Raw genomic sequence first — 15487 nt, forward strand, 5'->3', positions numbered from 1 at the left:
CTTTGTTGCCCGTGCATAAAGAGGCAGGTCTTGCACCTGCCCCACAAACGCTGTGGCACATCTCAGGGGCTACATCAGTCGCTTGCGCTCGCTCGACGGTGCGATGCCGAGTGACTCGCGGTACTTGGCGACGGTGCGACGGGCTACCTGGATGCCTTGTGCCTCCAGTAAACCAGCGATCTTGCTGTCACTCAATGGCTTTTTCTGATTTTCCGCCGCAACCAGTTTCTTGATGATCGCGCGGATCGCCGTAGACGAGCATTCTCCGCCTTCGGAGGTGCTGACGTGGCTTGAGAAAAAGTATTTCAGTTCGTAGATGCCACGCGGGGTGTGCATGTATTTCTGCGTGGTTACCCGCGAAATGGTCGACTCGTGCATGCCCACCGCTTCGGCGATGTCATGCAGTACCAGCGGCTTCATCGCTTCGTCGCCGTGGTCGAGGAAGCCGCGCTGGTGCTCGACGATCTGCGTGGCCACCTTCATCAGGGTTTCGTTGCGGCTTTGCAGGCTCTTGATGAACCAGCGCGCTTCCTGCAGCTGGTTGCGCATGAAGGTGTTGTCGGCGCTGGTGTCGGCCCGGCGCACAAAACCGGCGTACTGCGGGTTGACGCGCAGGCGCGGAATGGCCTCCTGGTTCAGCTCCACCAGCCAGCGGTCGCTGTCCTTGCGCACGATGACGTCGGGCACCACGTACTCGGGCTCGCTGGACTCGATTTGCGAACCGGGGCGCGGGTTGAGGCTTTGTACCAGTTCGATGACCTGGCGCAGCTCGTCTTCCTTGATTTTCATGCGACGCATCAGCTGGCTGTAGTCACGGCTGCCGAGCAGGTCGATGAAGTCGGTGACCAGGCGCTTGGCTTCGGCCATCCACGGGGTACTGGCGGGCAGCTGGCGCAGTTGCAGTAACAGGCATTCGCCCAGGGTGCGGGCGGCAACGCCGGCTGGCTCGAACTGCTGGATGCGGTGCAGCACCGCTTCGACCTCGTCCAGCTCGATATCCAGCTCCGGGTCGAAACCGGCGCAGATTTCTTCGAGGGTGTCTTCCAGGTAGCCCTGGCCGTTGATGCTGTCGATAAGGGTGACGGCGATCAGGCGGTCGGTGTCGGACATCGGAGCCAGGTTCAGTTGCCACAGCAGGTGGCTTTGCAGGCTTTCGCCGGCCGATGTGCGGGTGGTGAAGTCCCACTCGTCGTCGTCGTTGCTCGGCAGGCTGCTGGCGCTGGTCTGGTAGATGTCTTCCCAGGCGGTGTCGACCGGCAGTTCGTTGGGGATGCGCTCGCTCCACTCACCGTCTTCCAGGGTGTCGGCACTGGTGGTGCTTTCCTGGAAGCTGTTGTCCTGGACTTCGGCGGCCGGCTTGTTCTCGGCGTTGTCCGCCATCGGGTCGCTGTTGTCGAAGTCGTCGCCGTCTTCCTGACGTTCGAGCATCGGGTTCGACTCCAGCGCTTCCTGGATTTCCTGTTGGAGGTCCAGGGTGGAGAGCTGGAGCAGGCGGATGGCCTGTTGCAACTGCGGTGTCATCGTCAGTTGCTGGCCCATTTTTAGGACGAGCGATGGTTTCATGGCTGGGGCTTAATACCTTGTTCGCCGGCGCGCATGCGCCATCCACTACACGAGGGCGCCGGGGCGCCAGATCAAGCAAGTTTTATGCCTTAAATTGTAGCGTTTGCCTAGAGCACCGTAACACTTTACCCCGGGTTTCAGGGCGATTTGCCAGTACTCCAGGCGCGTGCCGGGCTCAGAGCCGGAACTCGTGGCCCAGGTAAACCTCTTTGACCAGGTCGTTGGCCAGGATGGTTTCGGCGTCGCCTTCGGCGATCAGCCGGCCATCGTTGACGATATAGGCGGTTTCGCAGATATCCAGGGTCTCACGCACGTTGTGGTCGGTGATCAGTACACCGATACCCTTGGCCTTGAGGTGATGGATGATCTGCTTGATGTCGCCGACCGAAATCGGGTCGACACCGGCAAACGGTTCGTCCAGCAGGATGAACTTGGGTGCGGTCGCCAGCGCGCGGGCAATTTCCACGCGGCGGCGCTCACCACCGGACAGGCTCATGCCGAGGTTGTCGCGAATGTGGCTGATGTGGAACTCCTGCAGCAGGCTTTCCAGCTCTTTGCGCCGGCCGTCGCGGTCGAGCTCCTTGCGGGTCTCGAGGATGGCCATGATGTTGTCGGCCACCGACAGCTTGCGGAAGATCGAGGCTTCCTGCGGCAGGTAGCCGATGCCGGCGCGGGCGCGACCGTGCATGGGCTGGTGGCTGACATCGAGGTTGTCGATCAGCACGCGCCCCTGATCGGCCTGGACCAGGCCGACGATCATGTAGAAGCAGGTGGTCTTGCCGGCGCCGTTGGGGCCGAGCAGGCCGACGATCTGGCCGCTGTCGATCGACAGGCTGACGTCACGTACGACTTGCCGCCCCTTGTAGCTCTTGGCCAGGTGCTGGGCTTTGAGGGTTGCCATTTACTCGGCCTTCTTCTTGGGCTGGATCACCATGTCGATACGCTGACGCGGCGAGGTCACGTTGCCACCGCGACCGGCGGTTGCCACCTGGGTCTGGGTGTTGTAGACGATCTTCTCGCCTTCGGTGGTGTTGCCCTCGTTCTCGACCTTGGCGCGGTCGGTGAGGATCACCATGTCCTTCTGCGACTGGTACTGGATGGTCACCGCCCAGCCTTTCATCTTGTCTGGCTTGGCTGCGCTCTGCTGCTGCTCGAAGTAGGCCAGGTTGCCCACCGAGGTCACCACGTCGATGTCGCCGGAGGCGGAGCGGGTGATGGTCACGGTGTTGCCTTTGATCATCATCGAACCCTGGGTGATGATCACGTCGCCGGTGTAGGTGGCCACGCCCTGCTTGTCGTCCAGGTGGGCGTTGTCGGCCTGGATGCGGATAGGCTGGTCACGGTCGTTCGGCAGGGCGAGGGCGCTCGCGCTTCCCAGTGCTGCGCTCAGGCTGAGCAAAAGGGGGAGGGTTTTAACGAGCCTCATACTGTCCTCTTACGTTAGAGAGCAAGTCCATCTTGCCTTCTTTCAAATACGCTTTCATTCCTTTGCCCGTAGTTGTGCCACCGGCGCCGTCGATTCTAACGGCTTGCTCGGTCTGCGCATATTGCTTCTGCGGGAACACGGTCATGCGTGAGCTGGTAATGATCATTTCGCGCTGCTTTTCGTCGGTGCGGGCGACCCGTACGTTGTCGATCAGTTCGACTTCGCTGCCGTCCGGGTTGACTTCGGCGCGGGTGCTCTGCACATGCCACGGGTATTCGGTACCGCGGTACAGGTGCAGGTCCGGCGTGGTCAGCAGGGTGATTTCGCTGGCCTTGAGGTGTTCGACCTTGTCGGCGGTCATTTCGTACTGCAATTTGCCGTCGGGCAGGAACTGCACGCTGTGGGCGTTGACCGCGTAGTAGTCGATGGCGCTTTCGTCGACCTGGGTCACCGGCTTGTCGAGGAAGCTTTCCGGGCTGACATTCCAGTAGCCGATCGCCACCAGCAGGGCGGCGATCACTGCGAGCAGCGCAATGTTGCGGGCTTTCTTGCTGAACATGGGCAGCCTTACAGGTAGTTGGCGTTGGCAGCGTCCAGGGTGCCCTGGGCCTGCATGATCAGTTCGCAGAATTCACGGGCCGCGCCTTCGCCGCCACGTGCCTGGGTCACGCCATGGGCGTGCTGGCGAACGAACGGCGCGGCGTTGGCCACTGCCATGCCCAGGGCGACCCGGCGGATTACCGGCAGGTCGGGCAGGTCGTCGCCCAGGTAGGCCACTTGAGCATAGCTCAGGCCCAGTTCGGCGAGCAGGCCGTCCAGCACCACCAGTTTGTCCTCGCGGCCCTGGTACAGGTGCGGGATGCCGAGGTTCTTCGCCCGGCGCTCGACCACCGGGGTCTTGCGCCCGCTGATGATCGCGGTGGTCACGCCCGAGGCCATGAGCATCTTGATGCCCTGGCCGTCGAGGGTGTTGAAGGTCTTGAACTCGCTGCCGTCCTCGAGGAAGTACAGGCGCCCGTCGGTGAGCACGCCGTCCACGTCGAACACTGCCAGCTTGATGTTCTTGCCGCGTTGCATGAGGTCCTGGTTCATTCCATCGCTCCTTTACATCACGCCGGCGCGCAGCAGGTCGTGCATGTTCAGGGCGCCGGTGGGGCGGTCCTCGCGGTCCACCACCACCAGGGCGCCGATCTTGTGGTCTTCCATGATCTTCAGGGCCTCGGCCGCAAGCATTTCGGCGCGGGCCGTCTTGCCGTGCACGGTCATTACCTGGTCGATCAGGGTGGTGTGGACGTCGATGTTGCGGTCCAGGCTGCGGCGCAGGTCGCCGTCGGTGAAGATCCCTGCCAGCTTGCCATCGGCTTCGACGATCACGGTCATGCCCAGGCCTTTGCGGGACATTTCAAGGAGTGCGTCCTTGAGCAGGGTGCCGCGGGGCACCTGGGGCAGTTCGTCGCCGGCGTGCATCACGTTTTCCACCTTGAGCAGCAGGCGGCGGCCCAGTGCACCACCCGGGTGCGAGAAGGCAAAGTCCTCGGCGGTGAAGCCGCGGGCTTCGAGCAGGGCAATGGCCAGCGCGTCGCCCAGCACCAGCGATGCGGTGGTGGAGGAGGTGGGGGCCAGGTTCAGCGGGCAGGCCTCTTGCTCGACGCGGGCGTCGAGGTTGACCTCGGCAGCCTGGGCCAGGGGCGAGTCCGGGTTGCCGGTCAGGCTGATCAGCTTGATGCCCAGGCGCTTGATCAGCGGCAGCAGGGTGACGATTTCGGCGGTGCTGCCGGAATTCGACAGGGCAAGGATGACATCATCGCGGGTGATCATGCCCATGTCGCCATGGCTGGCTTCGGCCGGGTGCACGAAAAACGCCGGCGTGCCGGTGCTGGCCAGGGTGGCGGCGATCTTGTTGCCGATGTGCCCGGACTTGCCCATGCCGACCACGACGACCCGGCCCTTGCTGGCCAGGATCAGTTCGCAGGCCTTGACGAAATTGTCGTCGATGCGCGCCAGCAGGGCCTCTACGGCCTCGAGTTCCAGGCGCAGGGTGCGTTGGGCGGATTGGATCAGCTCGCTGGATTGGCTCATGTCGAAAAAGCAATGCCTGATGAAAAGGCGGCGATTATAGCTGCAATGAAAGAAACCCTCACGCTTTCGATTGCCGTGGTGAATGTCTCGCCAGCCTGTCGCAGGGCTGAACGACTCGTTAGCCGACCTTGGGGCGGCGCTGTCAGCGGTGCTATAGTTCGCCGCTATTCGGCCTGCCAGGGGCGCTTGTGCCTTCCAGATGGAGGCCGACGTCCATTAGGACGAGGCTGCACTAGCAAGGAGTCTAGATGAGTGTGGATAGCGCCTACGCGGTCGAGTTGAAGGGGGTTACCTTCAAACGCGGTTCGCGCAGCATTTTCAGCAACGTCGACATTCGCATCCCGCGCGGCAAGGTCACCGGTATCATGGGGCCATCGGGTTGCGGCAAGACCACGTTGCTCCGCCTGATGGGCGCGCAGTTGCGCCCCTCCAGCGGTGAGGTCTGGGTTGCCGGGCAAAACCTGCCGACGCTGTCGCGCAGCGACCTGTTCGACGCCCGCAAGCAAATGGGGGTGCTGTTCCAGAGCGGCGCGCTGTTCACCGATCTCGATGTGTTCGAGAACGTCGCGTTCCCGCTGCGCGTGCACACCCAGCTGTCGGACGAGATGATCCGCGATATCGTGCTGATGAAGCTGCAGGCCGTGGGGCTGCGCGGAGCCATCGACCTGATGCCCGACGAGCTGTCCGGTGGCATGAAACGCCGAGTGGCGTTGGCCCGGGCGATTGCCCTGGACCCGCAGATCCTCATGTACGACGAACCGTTCGTCGGCCAGGACCCGATCGCCATGGGTGTATTGGTGCGTCTGATCCGCCTGCTCAACGACGCCCTGGGTATCACCAGCATCGTCGTTTCCCACGACCTGGCGGAAACCGCCAGCATCGCCGACTACATCTATGTGGTAGGTGATGGCCAGGTGCTGGGCCAGGGTACGCCTGACGAGCTGATGGGCTCGGACAACCCGCGCATTCGCCAGTTCATGAAGGGCGACCCGGACGGCCCGGTGCCTTTCCATTTCCCTGCGCCTGACTACCGCGCCGACCTGCTGGGAGCGCGTTGATGCGCAGAAAATCCTTACTCGAACGTGTCCGCCTGCTGGGGCGCTCGGCCATCGACGTGCTGGCGGTGCTGGGGCGCTCCTGTCTGTTCCTGTTCCATGCGCTGATCGGCCGTGGCGGCATCGGTGGCGGCTTCCAGCTGCTGGTCAAGCAGCTGTATTCGGTGGGCGTGCTGTCGCTGGCGATCATCGTCGTGTCCGGCGTGTTCATCGGCATGGTGCTGGCGCTGCAGGGCTTCAGCATCCTGACCAAGTACGGCTCGGAGCAGGCAGTGGGGCAGATGGTTGCCCTGACCCTGCTGCGTGAGCTCGGCCCGGTGGTGACGGCATTGCTGTTCGCCGGCCGTGCCGGTTCGGCGCTGACCGCAGAAATCGGCAACATGAAGTCCACCGAGCAGTTGTCGAGCCTTGAAATGATCGGCGTCGACCCGCTCAAGTACATCGTCGCGCCGCGTCTGTGGGCCGGTTTCATCTCGCTGCCGTTGCTGGCGCTGATCTTCAGCGTGGTCGGCATCTGGGGTGGCTCGTGGGTGGCGGTGGACTGGCTGGGCGTCTACGAGGGCTCGTTCTGGGCCAACATGCAGAACAGTGTTTCGTTCACCGACGACGTGCTCAACGGGCTGATCAAGAGCCTGGTATTTGCCTTCGTCACGACCTGGATCGCCGTATTCCAGGGGTACGACTGTGAGCCCACCTCAGAAGGGATCAGCCGTGCCACCACCAAGACCGTGGTCTATGCCTCGTTGGCAGTGCTGGGTCTGGACTTTATTCTGACCGCCTTGATGTTTGGAGATTTCTGATGCAAAACCGCACCCTGGAAATCGGTGTCGGCCTGTTCCTCCTGGCCGGGATCCTGGCGCTGCTGCTGCTCGCCCTGCGTGTCAGCGGGCTGTCGGCCAGCCCGAGCAGCGATACCTATAAAGTTTATGCCTACTTCGACAATATCGCCGGTTTGACGGTCAGAGCTAAAGTGACCATGGCCGGTGTGACCATCGGCAAGGTTACCGCCATCGATCTGGACCGTGATTCCTACACCGGTCGGGTGACGCTGCAGCTGGACAAGTCGGTGGACAACCTGCCGACCGACTCCACTGCCTCGATCCTGACCGCCGGGTTGCTTGGCGAGAAGTACATCGGCATCAGCGTGGGCGGTGAGGACCAGGTGCTCAAGGACGGCGGGACCATCCACGACACCCAGTCGGCGCTGGTGCTGGAAGATCTGATTGGCAAGTTCCTGCTCAACTCCGTTGGCAAGGAACCGAAAGAAGCGCAACCGGCTAATTAAGGAGTTTCCATGATTTCCATCCTGCGACGTGGCCTGCTGGTCCTGCTGGCGGCCTTCCCCCTGCTGACCATGGCTGCGCAGACGCCTCACGATGTGGTTCAGGGCACCACCACTGAACTGCTGGGCGACCTCAAGGCCAACAAGGAACAGTACAAGTCCAACCCCAACGCCTTCTACGATGCGCTGAACCGCATCCTCGGCCCGGTGGTGGACGCTGACGGTATTTCCAGAAGCATCATGACCGTCAAGTACTCGCGCAAGGCTACCCCCGAGCAGATGCAGCGCTTCCAGGAAAACTTCAAGCGCAGCCTGATGCAGTTCTATGGCAATGCCCTGCTCGAGTACAACAACCAGGGCATCACCGTCGACCCGGCCAAGGCTGATGACGGCAAGCGCGCCAGCGTTGGCATGAAGGTCACCGGCAACAACGGTGCCGTGTATCCGGTGCAGTACACCCTGGAAAACATCGGCGGCGAGTGGAAGGTGCGTAACGTGATCGTCAACGGCATCAACATCGGCAAGCTGTTCCGCGACCAGTTCGCCGACGCCATGCAGCGCAATGGCAACGACCTGGACAAGACCATCGACGGCTGGGCCGGCGAAGTGGCCAAGGCCAAGCAGGCCGCCGACAACTCGCCAGAGAAGACCGTCAAATGAGTGAGGCCGGTGTAAGCATGGCCGAGCCGGGCGTGCTGCGCCTGGCCGGCGTGCTGGACTACCGCAGCGGGCCGGCCCTGCGCAAGCAGGGCAAGGCGCTGATCGCGGCCTGCCGCGAGGCGCAGCTGGTGCTCGATTGCTCGGCAGTGCAGCGCTCTACCAGTGTCGGCCTGTCGTTGCTGCTGGCATTCATGCGTGATGCCCAGGCCGCCGGCAAGGGTTGCCAGGTGCGCAGCATGCCCGACGACATGCGGGAAATTGCCGAGGTCTATGACCTCGATGAAGTGCTGGCAACCTGATGGCCTGGCACGGATGATGGCCCCTCGGTTAGCGAAGCCCTCGTTGGGCTTCGCAGGCGAGGGGCTTTTTTGTATGATGGCCGACCCGTGCGCATCGGGCGCCGATTGAGGTTGAGCATGCAGGCCGTAGAAGTTAAAAGCTTCCTTGAAGAGAAATTGCCGGGTTCCCGGGTCGAAGTTGAAGGCGAAGGCTGCAACTTCCAGTTGAACGTGATCAGCGACGAGTTGGCTGGCCTGAGCCCGGTCAAACGCCAGCAGGCGATCTATGCTCACCTGAATCCGTGGATCGCCAATGGCAGCATCCATGCGGTAACCATGAAATTTTTCAGCAGCGCAGCCTGGGCTGAGCGCACCTGAGCCAACGTGGCGGCGAGATTCCAATGGACAAACTGATTATTACTGGCGGCGCTTGCCTTGATGGCGAGATCCGCATTTCGGGCGCGAAGAACGCAGCCCTGCCGATTCTGGCGGCGACCCTGCTGGCCGACGGCCCGGTCACCGTGGGCAACCTGCCGCACCTGCACGACATCACCACCATGATCGAGTTGTTCGGCCGCATGGGCATCGAACCGGTGATCGACGAAAAGCTGGCGGTCGAGATCGACCCTCGCACCATCAAGACCCTGGTCGCGCCTTACGAGCTGGTCAAGACCATGCGCGCCTCGATCCTGGTGCTGGGCCCGATGGTCGCCCGTTTCGGTGAGGCCGAAGTGGCCCTGCCTGGCGGTTGCGCCATTGGCTCGCGCCCGGTCGACCTGCACATCCGTGGCCTCGAGGCCATGGGCGCGAAGATCGAAGTCGAAGCCGGCTACATCAAGGCCAAGGCGCCTGAGGGTGGCCTGCGCGGTGCGCACTTCTTCTTCGACACCGTGAGCGTGACCGGTACCGAGAACATCATGATGGCCGCTGCCCTGGCCAAGGGCCGCAGCGTGCTGCAGAACGCCGCGCGCGAGCCGGAAGTGGTCGACCTGGCCAACTTCATCAACGCCATGGGCGGCAAGGTTCAGGGCGCTGGTACCGACACCATCACCATCGATGGCGTCGAGCGCCTGCACTCGGCCAACTACCGCGTGATGCCGGACCGTATCGAGACCGGCACCTACCTGGTTGCCGCTGCCGTGACCGGCGGCCGCGTCAAGGTCAAGGACACCGATCCGACCATCCTTGAAGCCGTACTGGAAAAACTCAAGGAAGCCGGCGCCGACATCAACACTGGCGAAGACTGGATCGAGCTGGACATGCACGGCAAGCGGCCGAAAGCCGTCAACCTGCGTACCGCCCCGTACCCGGCGTTCCCGACCGACATGCAGGCGCAGTTCATCTCGCTCAACGCCATTGCCGAAGGCACCGGTGCAGTGATCGAGACGATCTTCGAAAACCGCTTCATGCACGTCTACGAAATGCACCGCATGGGCGCGCAGATCCAGGTCGAAGGCAACACTGCCATCGTCACTGGCGTCAAGGCGCTGAAGGGTGCCCCGGTAATGGCCACCGACCTGCGTGCTTCCGCCAGCCTGGTGCTGTCGGCGCTGGTAGCCGAAGGCGATACCCTGATCGATCGCATCTACCACATCGACCGTGGTTACGAGTGCATCGAAGAAAAACTGCAGATGCTGGGCGCGAAGATCCGTCGCGTACCGGGCTAGTAGCCCTTCGGCATACCGTGTGGGAGCGGGCTTGCCCGCGAATACCGGCAGAGCCGGTGCCATGCACCGCGATGGTTGCTTTGCGGGCAAGCCCGCTCCCACAATGAATCAAATGCGGTCGGGCTCGACGCCCGGCCGGCAGTAGCCGCTTAAGGACCGACGTTCCAATGTTGACCATCGCGCTTTCCAAAGGCCGTATTCTCGACGATACCCTGCCATTGCTGGCCGAGGCCGGTATCGTGCCGACCGAGAACCCGGACAAGAGCCGCAAACTGATCATCCCCACCACGCAGGACGATGTGCGCCTGCTGATCGTGCGTGCCACCGACGTGCCGACCTATGTCGAGCATGGTGCCGCCGACCTGGGTGTGGCCGGCAAGGATGTGCTGATGGAGTACGGCGGCCAGGGCCTTTATGAGCCCCTGGACCTGCAGATTGCCCGTTGCAAGCTGATGACCGCTGGCGTGGTCGGCGCACCCGAGCCCAAGGGCCGTCTGCGCGTGGCTACCAAGTTCGTCAACGTAGCCAAACGCTATTACGCCGAACAGGGCCGCCAGGTCGACATCATCAAGCTGTACGGCTCGATGGAACTGGCACCGCTGATCAACCTCGCCGACAAGATCATCGACGTGGTCGACACCGGCAACACCCTGCGTGCCAACGGTCTGGAGCCCCAGGAACTGATCGCCACGATCAGCTCGCGCCTGGTGGTCAACAAGGCCTCCATGAAAATGCAGCACGCCCGTATCCAGAGCCTGATCGACACGCTGCGCGGAGCGGTCGAATCGCGACACCGCGGCTGACTCTCTACCGACTGCGCGCGGCCTTCGCTGCCGCGCCCGTCTATCCGCGTCATAGCCATTTTTCTCGGGTGCCCGCGCGGATGGACTGGTAGCCTAGGGCGCCTGAGCATTCGCTAATAATCGAGGCCCTCGCCATGACCGTGTCCACTGCAATTGCCCGTCTCAACGCTGCTGATCCGGATTTCGCCCGACATCTGGATCATCTGCTGAGCTGGGAAAGTGTGTCCGATGACGCGGTCAACCAGCGCGTGCTCGACATCATCAAGGCCGTGCGCGAGCGTGGCGATGCGGCATTGGTGGAATTCACCCAGCGTTTCGATGGTGTCGATGCCAAGTCCATCGATGACCTGATCCTCGGTCGCGAGCGCCTGGAACTGGCCCTGACCCGCATTACCCCGGTCCAGCGCGAAGCCCTGGAAAAGGCTGCCAACCGTGTGCGCATGTACCACGAGCGGCAGAAGCAGGATTCCTGGCAGTACACCGAGGCCGACGGCACCGTGCTTGGCCAGAAGGTCACCCCGCTGGACCGCGCCGGCCTGTATGTGCCGGGTGGCAAGGCGTCGTACCCGTCGTCGGTGCTGATGAACGCCATTCCGGCCAAGGTCGCCGGTGTGGCCGAAGTGGTGATGGTGGTGCCGACCCCGCGTGGCGAGGTCAACGAGCTGGTGCTGGCGGCTGCCTGCATCGCCGGTGTCGACCGTGTGTTCACCGTCGGTGGCGCCCAGGCTGTTGCCGCGCTGGCCTACGGTACCGAAAGCGTGCCGCAGGTGGACAAGATCGTCGGCCCGGGCAACATCTACGTTGCCACCGCCAAGCGCCACGTGTTCGGCCAGGTGGGTATCGACATGATCGCCGGCCCGTCGGAAATCCTCGTGGTGTGCGACGGCCAGACCGACCCGGACTGGATCGCCATGGACCTGTTCTCCCAGGCCGAGCACGACGAAGATGCCCAGGCCATCCTGGTCAGCCCGGACGCCGCCTTCCTCGACCGCGTTGCCGCGAGCATCGACAAGCTGTTGCCGACCATGGAACGTGCCGAGATCATCGAGAAGTCGATCAATGGCCGTGGTGCGTTGATCCAGGTGCGTGACATGCAGCAGGCCATGGAAGTGGCCAACCGCATCGCACCCGAGCACCTGGAACTGTCGGTGGCCGACCCGCAGGCCTGGCTGCCGCACATCCGCCACGCTGGCGCGATCTTCATGGGTCGTCACACCAGCGAAGCGCTGGGCGACTACTGCGCAGGGCCCAACCACGTGCTGCCGACCTCCGGCACCGCGCGTTTCTCGTCGCCGCTGGGGGTGTATGACTTCCAGAAGCGTTCGTCGATCATTTTCTGCTCCGAGCAGGGCGCGTCCGAGCTGGGCCACACCGCCTCGGTCTTGGCCCGTGGCGAGTCGCTGACCGCCCACGCCCGCAGCGCCGAATACCGCATCCTGACCCAAGAGAAGGGGAACTGAGCATGAGTCGATTCTGGAGCCCCTTCGTCAAGGACCTGGTGCCTTACGTGCCGGGCGAGCAGCCCAAGCTGGCCCGCCTGGTCAAGCTGAACACCAACGAAAACCCCTACGGCCCGTCGCCCAAGGCGCTGGAGGCCATGCGCGGCGAGCTGAACGACAACCTGCGCCTGTACCCGGACCCGAACGGTGACCGGCTGAAGCAGGCGGTGGCCGAGTACTACGGCGTGACCCCGGCACAAGTGTTCGTCGGCAACGGCTCGGACGAGGTGCTGGCGCACATCTTCCACGGCCTGTTCCAGCACGACGCACCGCTGCTGTTCCCTGACATCAGCTACAGCTTCTACCCGGTCTACTGCGGCCTGTACGGTATCGCCTTCGAGCAGGTGGCGCTGGACGAGCAGTTCCAGATCCGCATCGAGGACTACAACAAGCCCAATGCCGGCATCATCTTCCCCAACCCCAACGCGCCGACCGGTTGCCTGATGCCGCTGCAGGCGGTGGAGCAGTTGCTGCAGGCCAACCGTGATTCGGTGGTGGTGGTCGATGAAGCCTACATCGACTTCGGTGGCGAAACGGCGATCAGCCTGGTGGACCGCTACGACAACCTGCTGGTCACCCAGACCCTGTCGAAGTCGCGCTCGCTGGCCGGGCTGCGGGTTGGCCTGGCGGTGGGGCACCCGGACCTGATCGAGGCGCTGGAGCGGATCAAGAACAGCTTCAACTCCTACCCGCTGGACCGTGCCGCGATCGTCGGCGCGGCGGTGGCGTTCGAGGACCGCGAGTACTTCGAGGAAACCTGCCGCAAGGTGATCGACAGCCGCGAGGTGTTGGTCGGGCAGCTGCAGGCCAAGGGCTTCGAAGTGCTGCCGTCGGCGGCCAACTTCATCTTTGCCCGCCATCCGCAACAAGATGCCGGTGAGCTGGCTGCACGCCTGCGCGAGCAGGGCGTGATCGTGCGCCACTTCAAGCAGCCGCGCATTGCCCAGTTCCTGCGCATCACCATCGGTACGCCAGAGATGAACCAGGCGCTGCTCGATGCGTTGAACTGACGCCATCCACTGCCCTGCGCGGTCCTTGTAGGAGCGGCCTTGTGTCGCGATAGGGCCGCAAAGCGGCCCCTGGATTTCAGCGCACATGCAAAAACTGCTGGGGCCGCTTTGCGGCCCTATCGCGACACAAGGCCGCTCCTACAAAAAATCGCGCCAGGTTTCTAATTGCTGCTCTCTTCAATGACAAACACTTTGCCCACCGGTATGCTGCGCCAATTCATCGGATGATTGGTTGAGTAGCATGAGTACCGAATTGACCAAGCGCTCCCTGGTCGAACTGGCCGTCGAGCGCATGCGCGAACGCATCGTGCTGGGCGACTGGCAGGTTGGCCAGCGCTTGCCGACCGAGCCGGAACTGGCCCTGCAGTTGGGCATAAGCCGCAACACCGTACGCGAGGCCATGCGTGTGCTGGCGTTCAGTGGCCTGGTGGAGATCCGCCAGGGCGACGGCAGCTACCTGCGCACGGCCCAGGACCCGCTGCAGGCGGTGCAGGCAATGTCACGCTGCACGCCCGAGCAGGCCCGTGAAACCCGGCACATCCTCGAAGCCGAGGCCATCGGCCTGGCCGCACTGCGCCGAACCGACGCCGATCTGCAGGCGCTGCGTGATGCCCTGGCCAACAGTGCCGGGCATTTTCACGGTGATATCGATGCTTATGTGGCCTGCGACCTGGTGTTTCACCAGCGGCTGGTCGATGCCGCCCACAACCCGGCCTTGAGTGAGCTGTACCGGTACTTTTCCGGGGTGGTGGCTGCCGCGCTGCAGCACAACATGGCGACCGTGCCGCGCTGCCAGGCCACGTTCGACCTGCATGGGCAGATCCTTGCCGCCATCGAGCAACGCGATGCGGAGCAGGCCAAGCGCCTGAGCCGTACCCTTATCGAATCCTGACTCCGAGAAGGCCATGGCTGATTCCATCACCCGTAACACCCCACCGAGCGAGCGGGACCTCGAAGAGTTGCTGATCGACGCCGAGGCTGACGACGAGAAGGTCCAACAGCAGCCGGTACAGATACAGCGGCCTTGGCTGTTGTTGCTCGGCCTGGTGCTGGTGGCTTTGAACCTGCGCCCGGCATTGTCGAGCATGGCGCCGGTGCTGGGCCAGGTGTCCGAAGGCCTGGGGCTGAGCGCCTCGCAGGCCGGTTTGCTGACCACCTTGCCAGTGCTGTGCCTGGGCCTGTTCGCCCCCTTGGCGCCGATGCTGGCGCGGCGCTTTGGCAGCGAGCGGGTGATCCTCGGCATCCTCGCCACCCTGGCGCTCGGCATTGTCGTGCGCAGTAGCCTGGGGGCTGCCGGGGTGTTCCTCGGCAGCCTCATGGCGGGGGCCAGCATTGGCATCATTGGCGTGCTGCTGCCGGGCATCGTCAAGCGCGATTTCCCGCAGCACGCTGGCACGCTGACCGGCGTGTACACCATGGCGTTGTGCCTGGGCGCCGCCATGGCGGCTGGCGCCACGGTGCCCCTGGCCCAGCATTTCGACGGCAGCTGGGCGCTGGGGCTTGGCTTCTGGATGTTGCCGGCTCTGCTGGCCATGCTGGTATGGCTGCCGCAGGCCCGCCAAGGTCATGGCCTGCACAAGGTGGCCTATCGCGTGCGTGGGCTGTGGCGTGATCCGCTGGCCTGGCAGGTGACCCTGTACATGGGCCTGCAGTCGTCACTGGCCTACATCGTCTTTGGCTGGTTGCCATCGATCCTGATCGGTCGCGGCCTGAGCCCGACCGAGGCGGGGCTGGTGCTGTCGGGGTCGGTGATCGTGCAGCTGGTCAGTTCGCTCAGTGCGCCCTGGCTGGCCACTCGCGGCAAGGACCAGCGCCTGGCGATCGTGCTGGTCATGCTGATTACCCTGGCCGGCCTGTTCGGTTGCCTGTATGCGCCGCTTTCCGGGCTGTGGGGCTGGGCGGTTGTGCTGGGCCTGGGGCAGGGCGGTACCTTTGCCCTGGCGCTGACCTTGATCGTGCTGCGCTCGAAGGATGCCCATGTGGCGGCGAACCTGTCGAGCATGGCGCAGGGGGTGGGTTATACCCTGGCGTCGATGGGGCCGTTTGCGGTGGGGCTGGTGCATGACCTGACCGGGGGCTGGGCGGCAGTGGGGTGGATCTTTGCCGTGCTGGGGGTGGGGGCCATCGTGTTCGGCCTGGGCGCCGGGCGGGCTTTGCATGTGCAG

The 15487-nt window shown here is 63.5% G+C and carries 18 protein-coding genes; 12 read left to right on the forward strand and 6 right to left on the reverse strand.

What is annotated here, in order from left to right:
• Positions 1-69 precede the first annotated feature (69 nt).
• The 6 genes from CAG46_RS14330 to CAG46_RS14355 form a co-directional block, all read right to left on the reverse strand.
• Positions 70-1563 (reverse strand): RNA polymerase factor sigma-54, encoded by a 1494-nt coding sequence (locus tag CAG46_RS14330; protein WP_015269061.1) that lies wholly within the window; start codon positions 1561-1563, stop codon positions 70-72.
• A 175-nt stretch (positions 1564-1738) separates the two neighbouring features.
• The gene (gene lptB, locus CAG46_RS14335) at positions 1739-2464 is read right to left on the reverse strand and encodes an LPS export ABC transporter ATP-binding protein (protein WP_015269062.1); all 726 of its coding nucleotides are present in this window, start codon (positions 2462-2464) and stop codon (positions 1739-1741) included.
• Positions 2465-2989, reverse strand: a complete 525-nt coding sequence (gene lptA, locus CAG46_RS14340; protein ID WP_015269063.1) for a lipopolysaccharide transport periplasmic protein LptA — start codon at positions 2987-2989, stop codon at positions 2465-2467.
• Positions 2976-3548 carry an LPS export ABC transporter periplasmic protein LptC gene (gene lptC, locus CAG46_RS14345; RefSeq protein WP_025337824.1) on the reverse strand — a complete coding sequence of 191 codons (573 nt, stop codon included), beginning with the start codon at positions 3546-3548 and terminating at the stop codon, positions 2976-2978. The genes lptA and lptC overlap by 14 nt, the downstream gene beginning before the upstream one ends.
• An 8-nt stretch (positions 3549-3556) precedes the next feature.
• Entirely contained in the window at positions 3557-4081 is a 525-nt protein-coding gene (locus CAG46_RS14350; RefSeq protein WP_024086339.1) for an HAD family hydrolase, read from the reverse strand.
• A 12-nt stretch (positions 4082-4093) separates the two neighbouring features.
• Positions 4094-5068: an SIS domain-containing protein gene (locus CAG46_RS14355; RefSeq protein WP_003257920.1), complete on the reverse strand. Its 975-nt coding sequence runs from the start codon at positions 5066-5068 to the stop codon at positions 4094-4096.
• A gap of 248 nt (positions 5069-5316) precedes the next feature.
• On the opposite strand from CAG46_RS14355, the gene CAG46_RS14360 reads away from it, so the two are divergent.
• From CAG46_RS14360 to CAG46_RS14415, 12 genes are all read left to right on the forward strand, one after another.
• Positions 5317-6126 carry an ATP-binding cassette domain-containing protein gene (locus CAG46_RS14360; RefSeq protein WP_012270662.1) on the forward strand — a complete coding sequence of 270 codons (810 nt, stop codon included), beginning with the start codon at positions 5317-5319 and terminating at the stop codon, positions 6124-6126.
• A complete protein-coding gene (gene mlaE, locus CAG46_RS14365; protein ID WP_025337825.1) occupies positions 6126-6923 on the forward strand; it encodes a lipid asymmetry maintenance ABC transporter permease subunit MlaE in 798 nt (265 codons plus the stop codon). Before CAG46_RS14360 ends, mlaE begins: the two co-directional genes overlap by 1 nt.
• Positions 6923-7408, forward strand: coding sequence for an outer membrane lipid asymmetry maintenance protein MlaD (gene mlaD, locus CAG46_RS14370; protein ID WP_003257921.1), 486 nt, complete (start codon positions 6923-6925; stop codon positions 7406-7408). The genes mlaE and mlaD overlap by 1 nt, the downstream gene beginning before the upstream one ends.
• A gap of 9 nt (positions 7409-7417) precedes the next feature.
• Complete coding sequence (locus CAG46_RS14375; protein ID WP_025337826.1) at positions 7418-8065, forward strand: phospholipid-binding protein MlaC; 648 nt, start codon at positions 7418-7420, stop codon at positions 8063-8065.
• Positions 8062-8364, forward strand: a complete 303-nt coding sequence (locus CAG46_RS14380) for a lipid asymmetry maintenance protein MlaB (protein ID WP_025337827.1) — start codon at positions 8062-8064, stop codon at positions 8362-8364. The genes CAG46_RS14375 and CAG46_RS14380 overlap by 4 nt, the downstream gene beginning before the upstream one ends.
• Positions 8365-8481: 117 nt before the next feature.
• Complete coding sequence (locus CAG46_RS14385) at positions 8482-8721, forward strand: BolA family protein (protein WP_003255121.1); 240 nt, start codon at positions 8482-8484, stop codon at positions 8719-8721.
• Between the two features lie 23 nt (positions 8722-8744).
• A complete protein-coding gene (murA, locus tag CAG46_RS14390; protein WP_085616790.1) occupies positions 8745-10010 on the forward strand; it encodes a UDP-N-acetylglucosamine 1-carboxyvinyltransferase in 1266 nt (421 codons plus the stop codon).
• A 167-nt stretch (positions 10011-10177) separates the two neighbouring features.
• Entirely contained in the window at positions 10178-10813 is a 636-nt protein-coding gene (gene hisG, locus CAG46_RS14395) for an ATP phosphoribosyltransferase (RefSeq protein ID WP_003257924.1), read from the forward strand.
• A 134-nt stretch (positions 10814-10947) separates the two neighbouring features.
• Positions 10948-12273: a histidinol dehydrogenase gene (gene hisD, locus CAG46_RS14400; RefSeq protein ID WP_025337829.1), complete on the forward strand. Its 1326-nt coding sequence runs from the start codon at positions 10948-10950 to the stop codon at positions 12271-12273.
• Positions 12274-12275: 2 nt separating this feature from the next.
• Positions 12276-13322 (forward strand): histidinol-phosphate transaminase, encoded by a 1047-nt coding sequence (gene hisC / locus CAG46_RS14405; protein WP_051096612.1) that lies wholly within the window; start codon positions 12276-12278, stop codon positions 13320-13322.
• Between the two features lie 241 nt (positions 13323-13563).
• Positions 13564-14214 carry a FadR/GntR family transcriptional regulator gene (locus tag CAG46_RS14410; RefSeq protein ID WP_025337831.1) on the forward strand — a complete coding sequence of 217 codons (651 nt, stop codon included), beginning with the start codon at positions 13564-13566 and terminating at the stop codon, positions 14212-14214.
• 13 nt (positions 14215-14227) lie between these two features.
• Positions 14228-15487 (forward strand): MFS transporter (locus tag CAG46_RS14415; protein WP_085707966.1); only part of this gene is annotated, 1260 nt, incomplete at its 3' end.

The sequence above is a fragment of the Pseudomonas sp. B23(2017) genome, from assembly GCF_002113725.1.
Classification (GTDB): domain Bacteria; phylum Pseudomonadota; class Gammaproteobacteria; order Pseudomonadales; family Pseudomonadaceae; genus Aquipseudomonas; species Aquipseudomonas putida_Z.

Coding starts and splice junctions, on each gene's coding strand:
- CAG46_RS14330 (WP_015269061.1), bottom strand. CDS start 1,563: ATGAAACCATCGCTCGTCCTAAAAATGGGCCAGCAACTGACGATGACA.
- lptB (WP_015269062.1), bottom strand. CDS start 2,464: ATGGCAACCCTCAAAGCCCAGCACCTGGCCAAGAGCTACAAGGGGCGG.
- lptA (WP_015269063.1), bottom strand. CDS start 2,989: ATGAGGCTCGTTAAAACCCTCCCCCTTTTGCTCAGCCTGAGCGCAGCA.
- lptC (WP_025337824.1), bottom strand. CDS start 3,548: ATGTTCAGCAAGAAAGCCCGCAACATTGCGCTGCTCGCAGTGATCGCC.
- CAG46_RS14350 (WP_024086339.1), bottom strand. CDS start 4,081: ATGAACCAGGACCTCATGCAACGCGGCAAGAACATCAAGCTGGCAGTG.
- CAG46_RS14355 (WP_003257920.1), bottom strand. CDS start 5,068: ATGAGCCAATCCAGCGAGCTGATCCAATCCGCCCAACGCACCCTGCGC.
- CAG46_RS14360 (WP_012270662.1), top strand. CDS start 5,317: ATGAGTGTGGATAGCGCCTACGCGGTCGAGTTGAAGGGGGTTACCTTC.
- mlaE (WP_025337825.1), top strand. CDS start 6,126: ATGCGCAGAAAATCCTTACTCGAACGTGTCCGCCTGCTGGGGCGCTCG.
- mlaD (WP_003257921.1), top strand. CDS start 6,923: ATGCAAAACCGCACCCTGGAAATCGGTGTCGGCCTGTTCCTCCTGGCC.
- CAG46_RS14375 (WP_025337826.1), top strand. CDS start 7,418: ATGATTTCCATCCTGCGACGTGGCCTGCTGGTCCTGCTGGCGGCCTTC.
- CAG46_RS14380 (WP_025337827.1), top strand. CDS start 8,062: ATGAGTGAGGCCGGTGTAAGCATGGCCGAGCCGGGCGTGCTGCGCCTG.
- CAG46_RS14385 (WP_003255121.1), top strand. CDS start 8,482: ATGCAGGCCGTAGAAGTTAAAAGCTTCCTTGAAGAGAAATTGCCGGGT.
- murA (WP_085616790.1), top strand. CDS start 8,745: ATGGACAAACTGATTATTACTGGCGGCGCTTGCCTTGATGGCGAGATC.
- hisG (WP_003257924.1), top strand. CDS start 10,178: ATGTTGACCATCGCGCTTTCCAAAGGCCGTATTCTCGACGATACCCTG.
- hisD (WP_025337829.1), top strand. CDS start 10,948: ATGACCGTGTCCACTGCAATTGCCCGTCTCAACGCTGCTGATCCGGAT.
- hisC (WP_051096612.1), top strand. CDS start 12,276: ATGAGTCGATTCTGGAGCCCCTTCGTCAAGGACCTGGTGCCTTACGTG.
- CAG46_RS14410 (WP_025337831.1), top strand. CDS start 13,564: ATGAGTACCGAATTGACCAAGCGCTCCCTGGTCGAACTGGCCGTCGAG.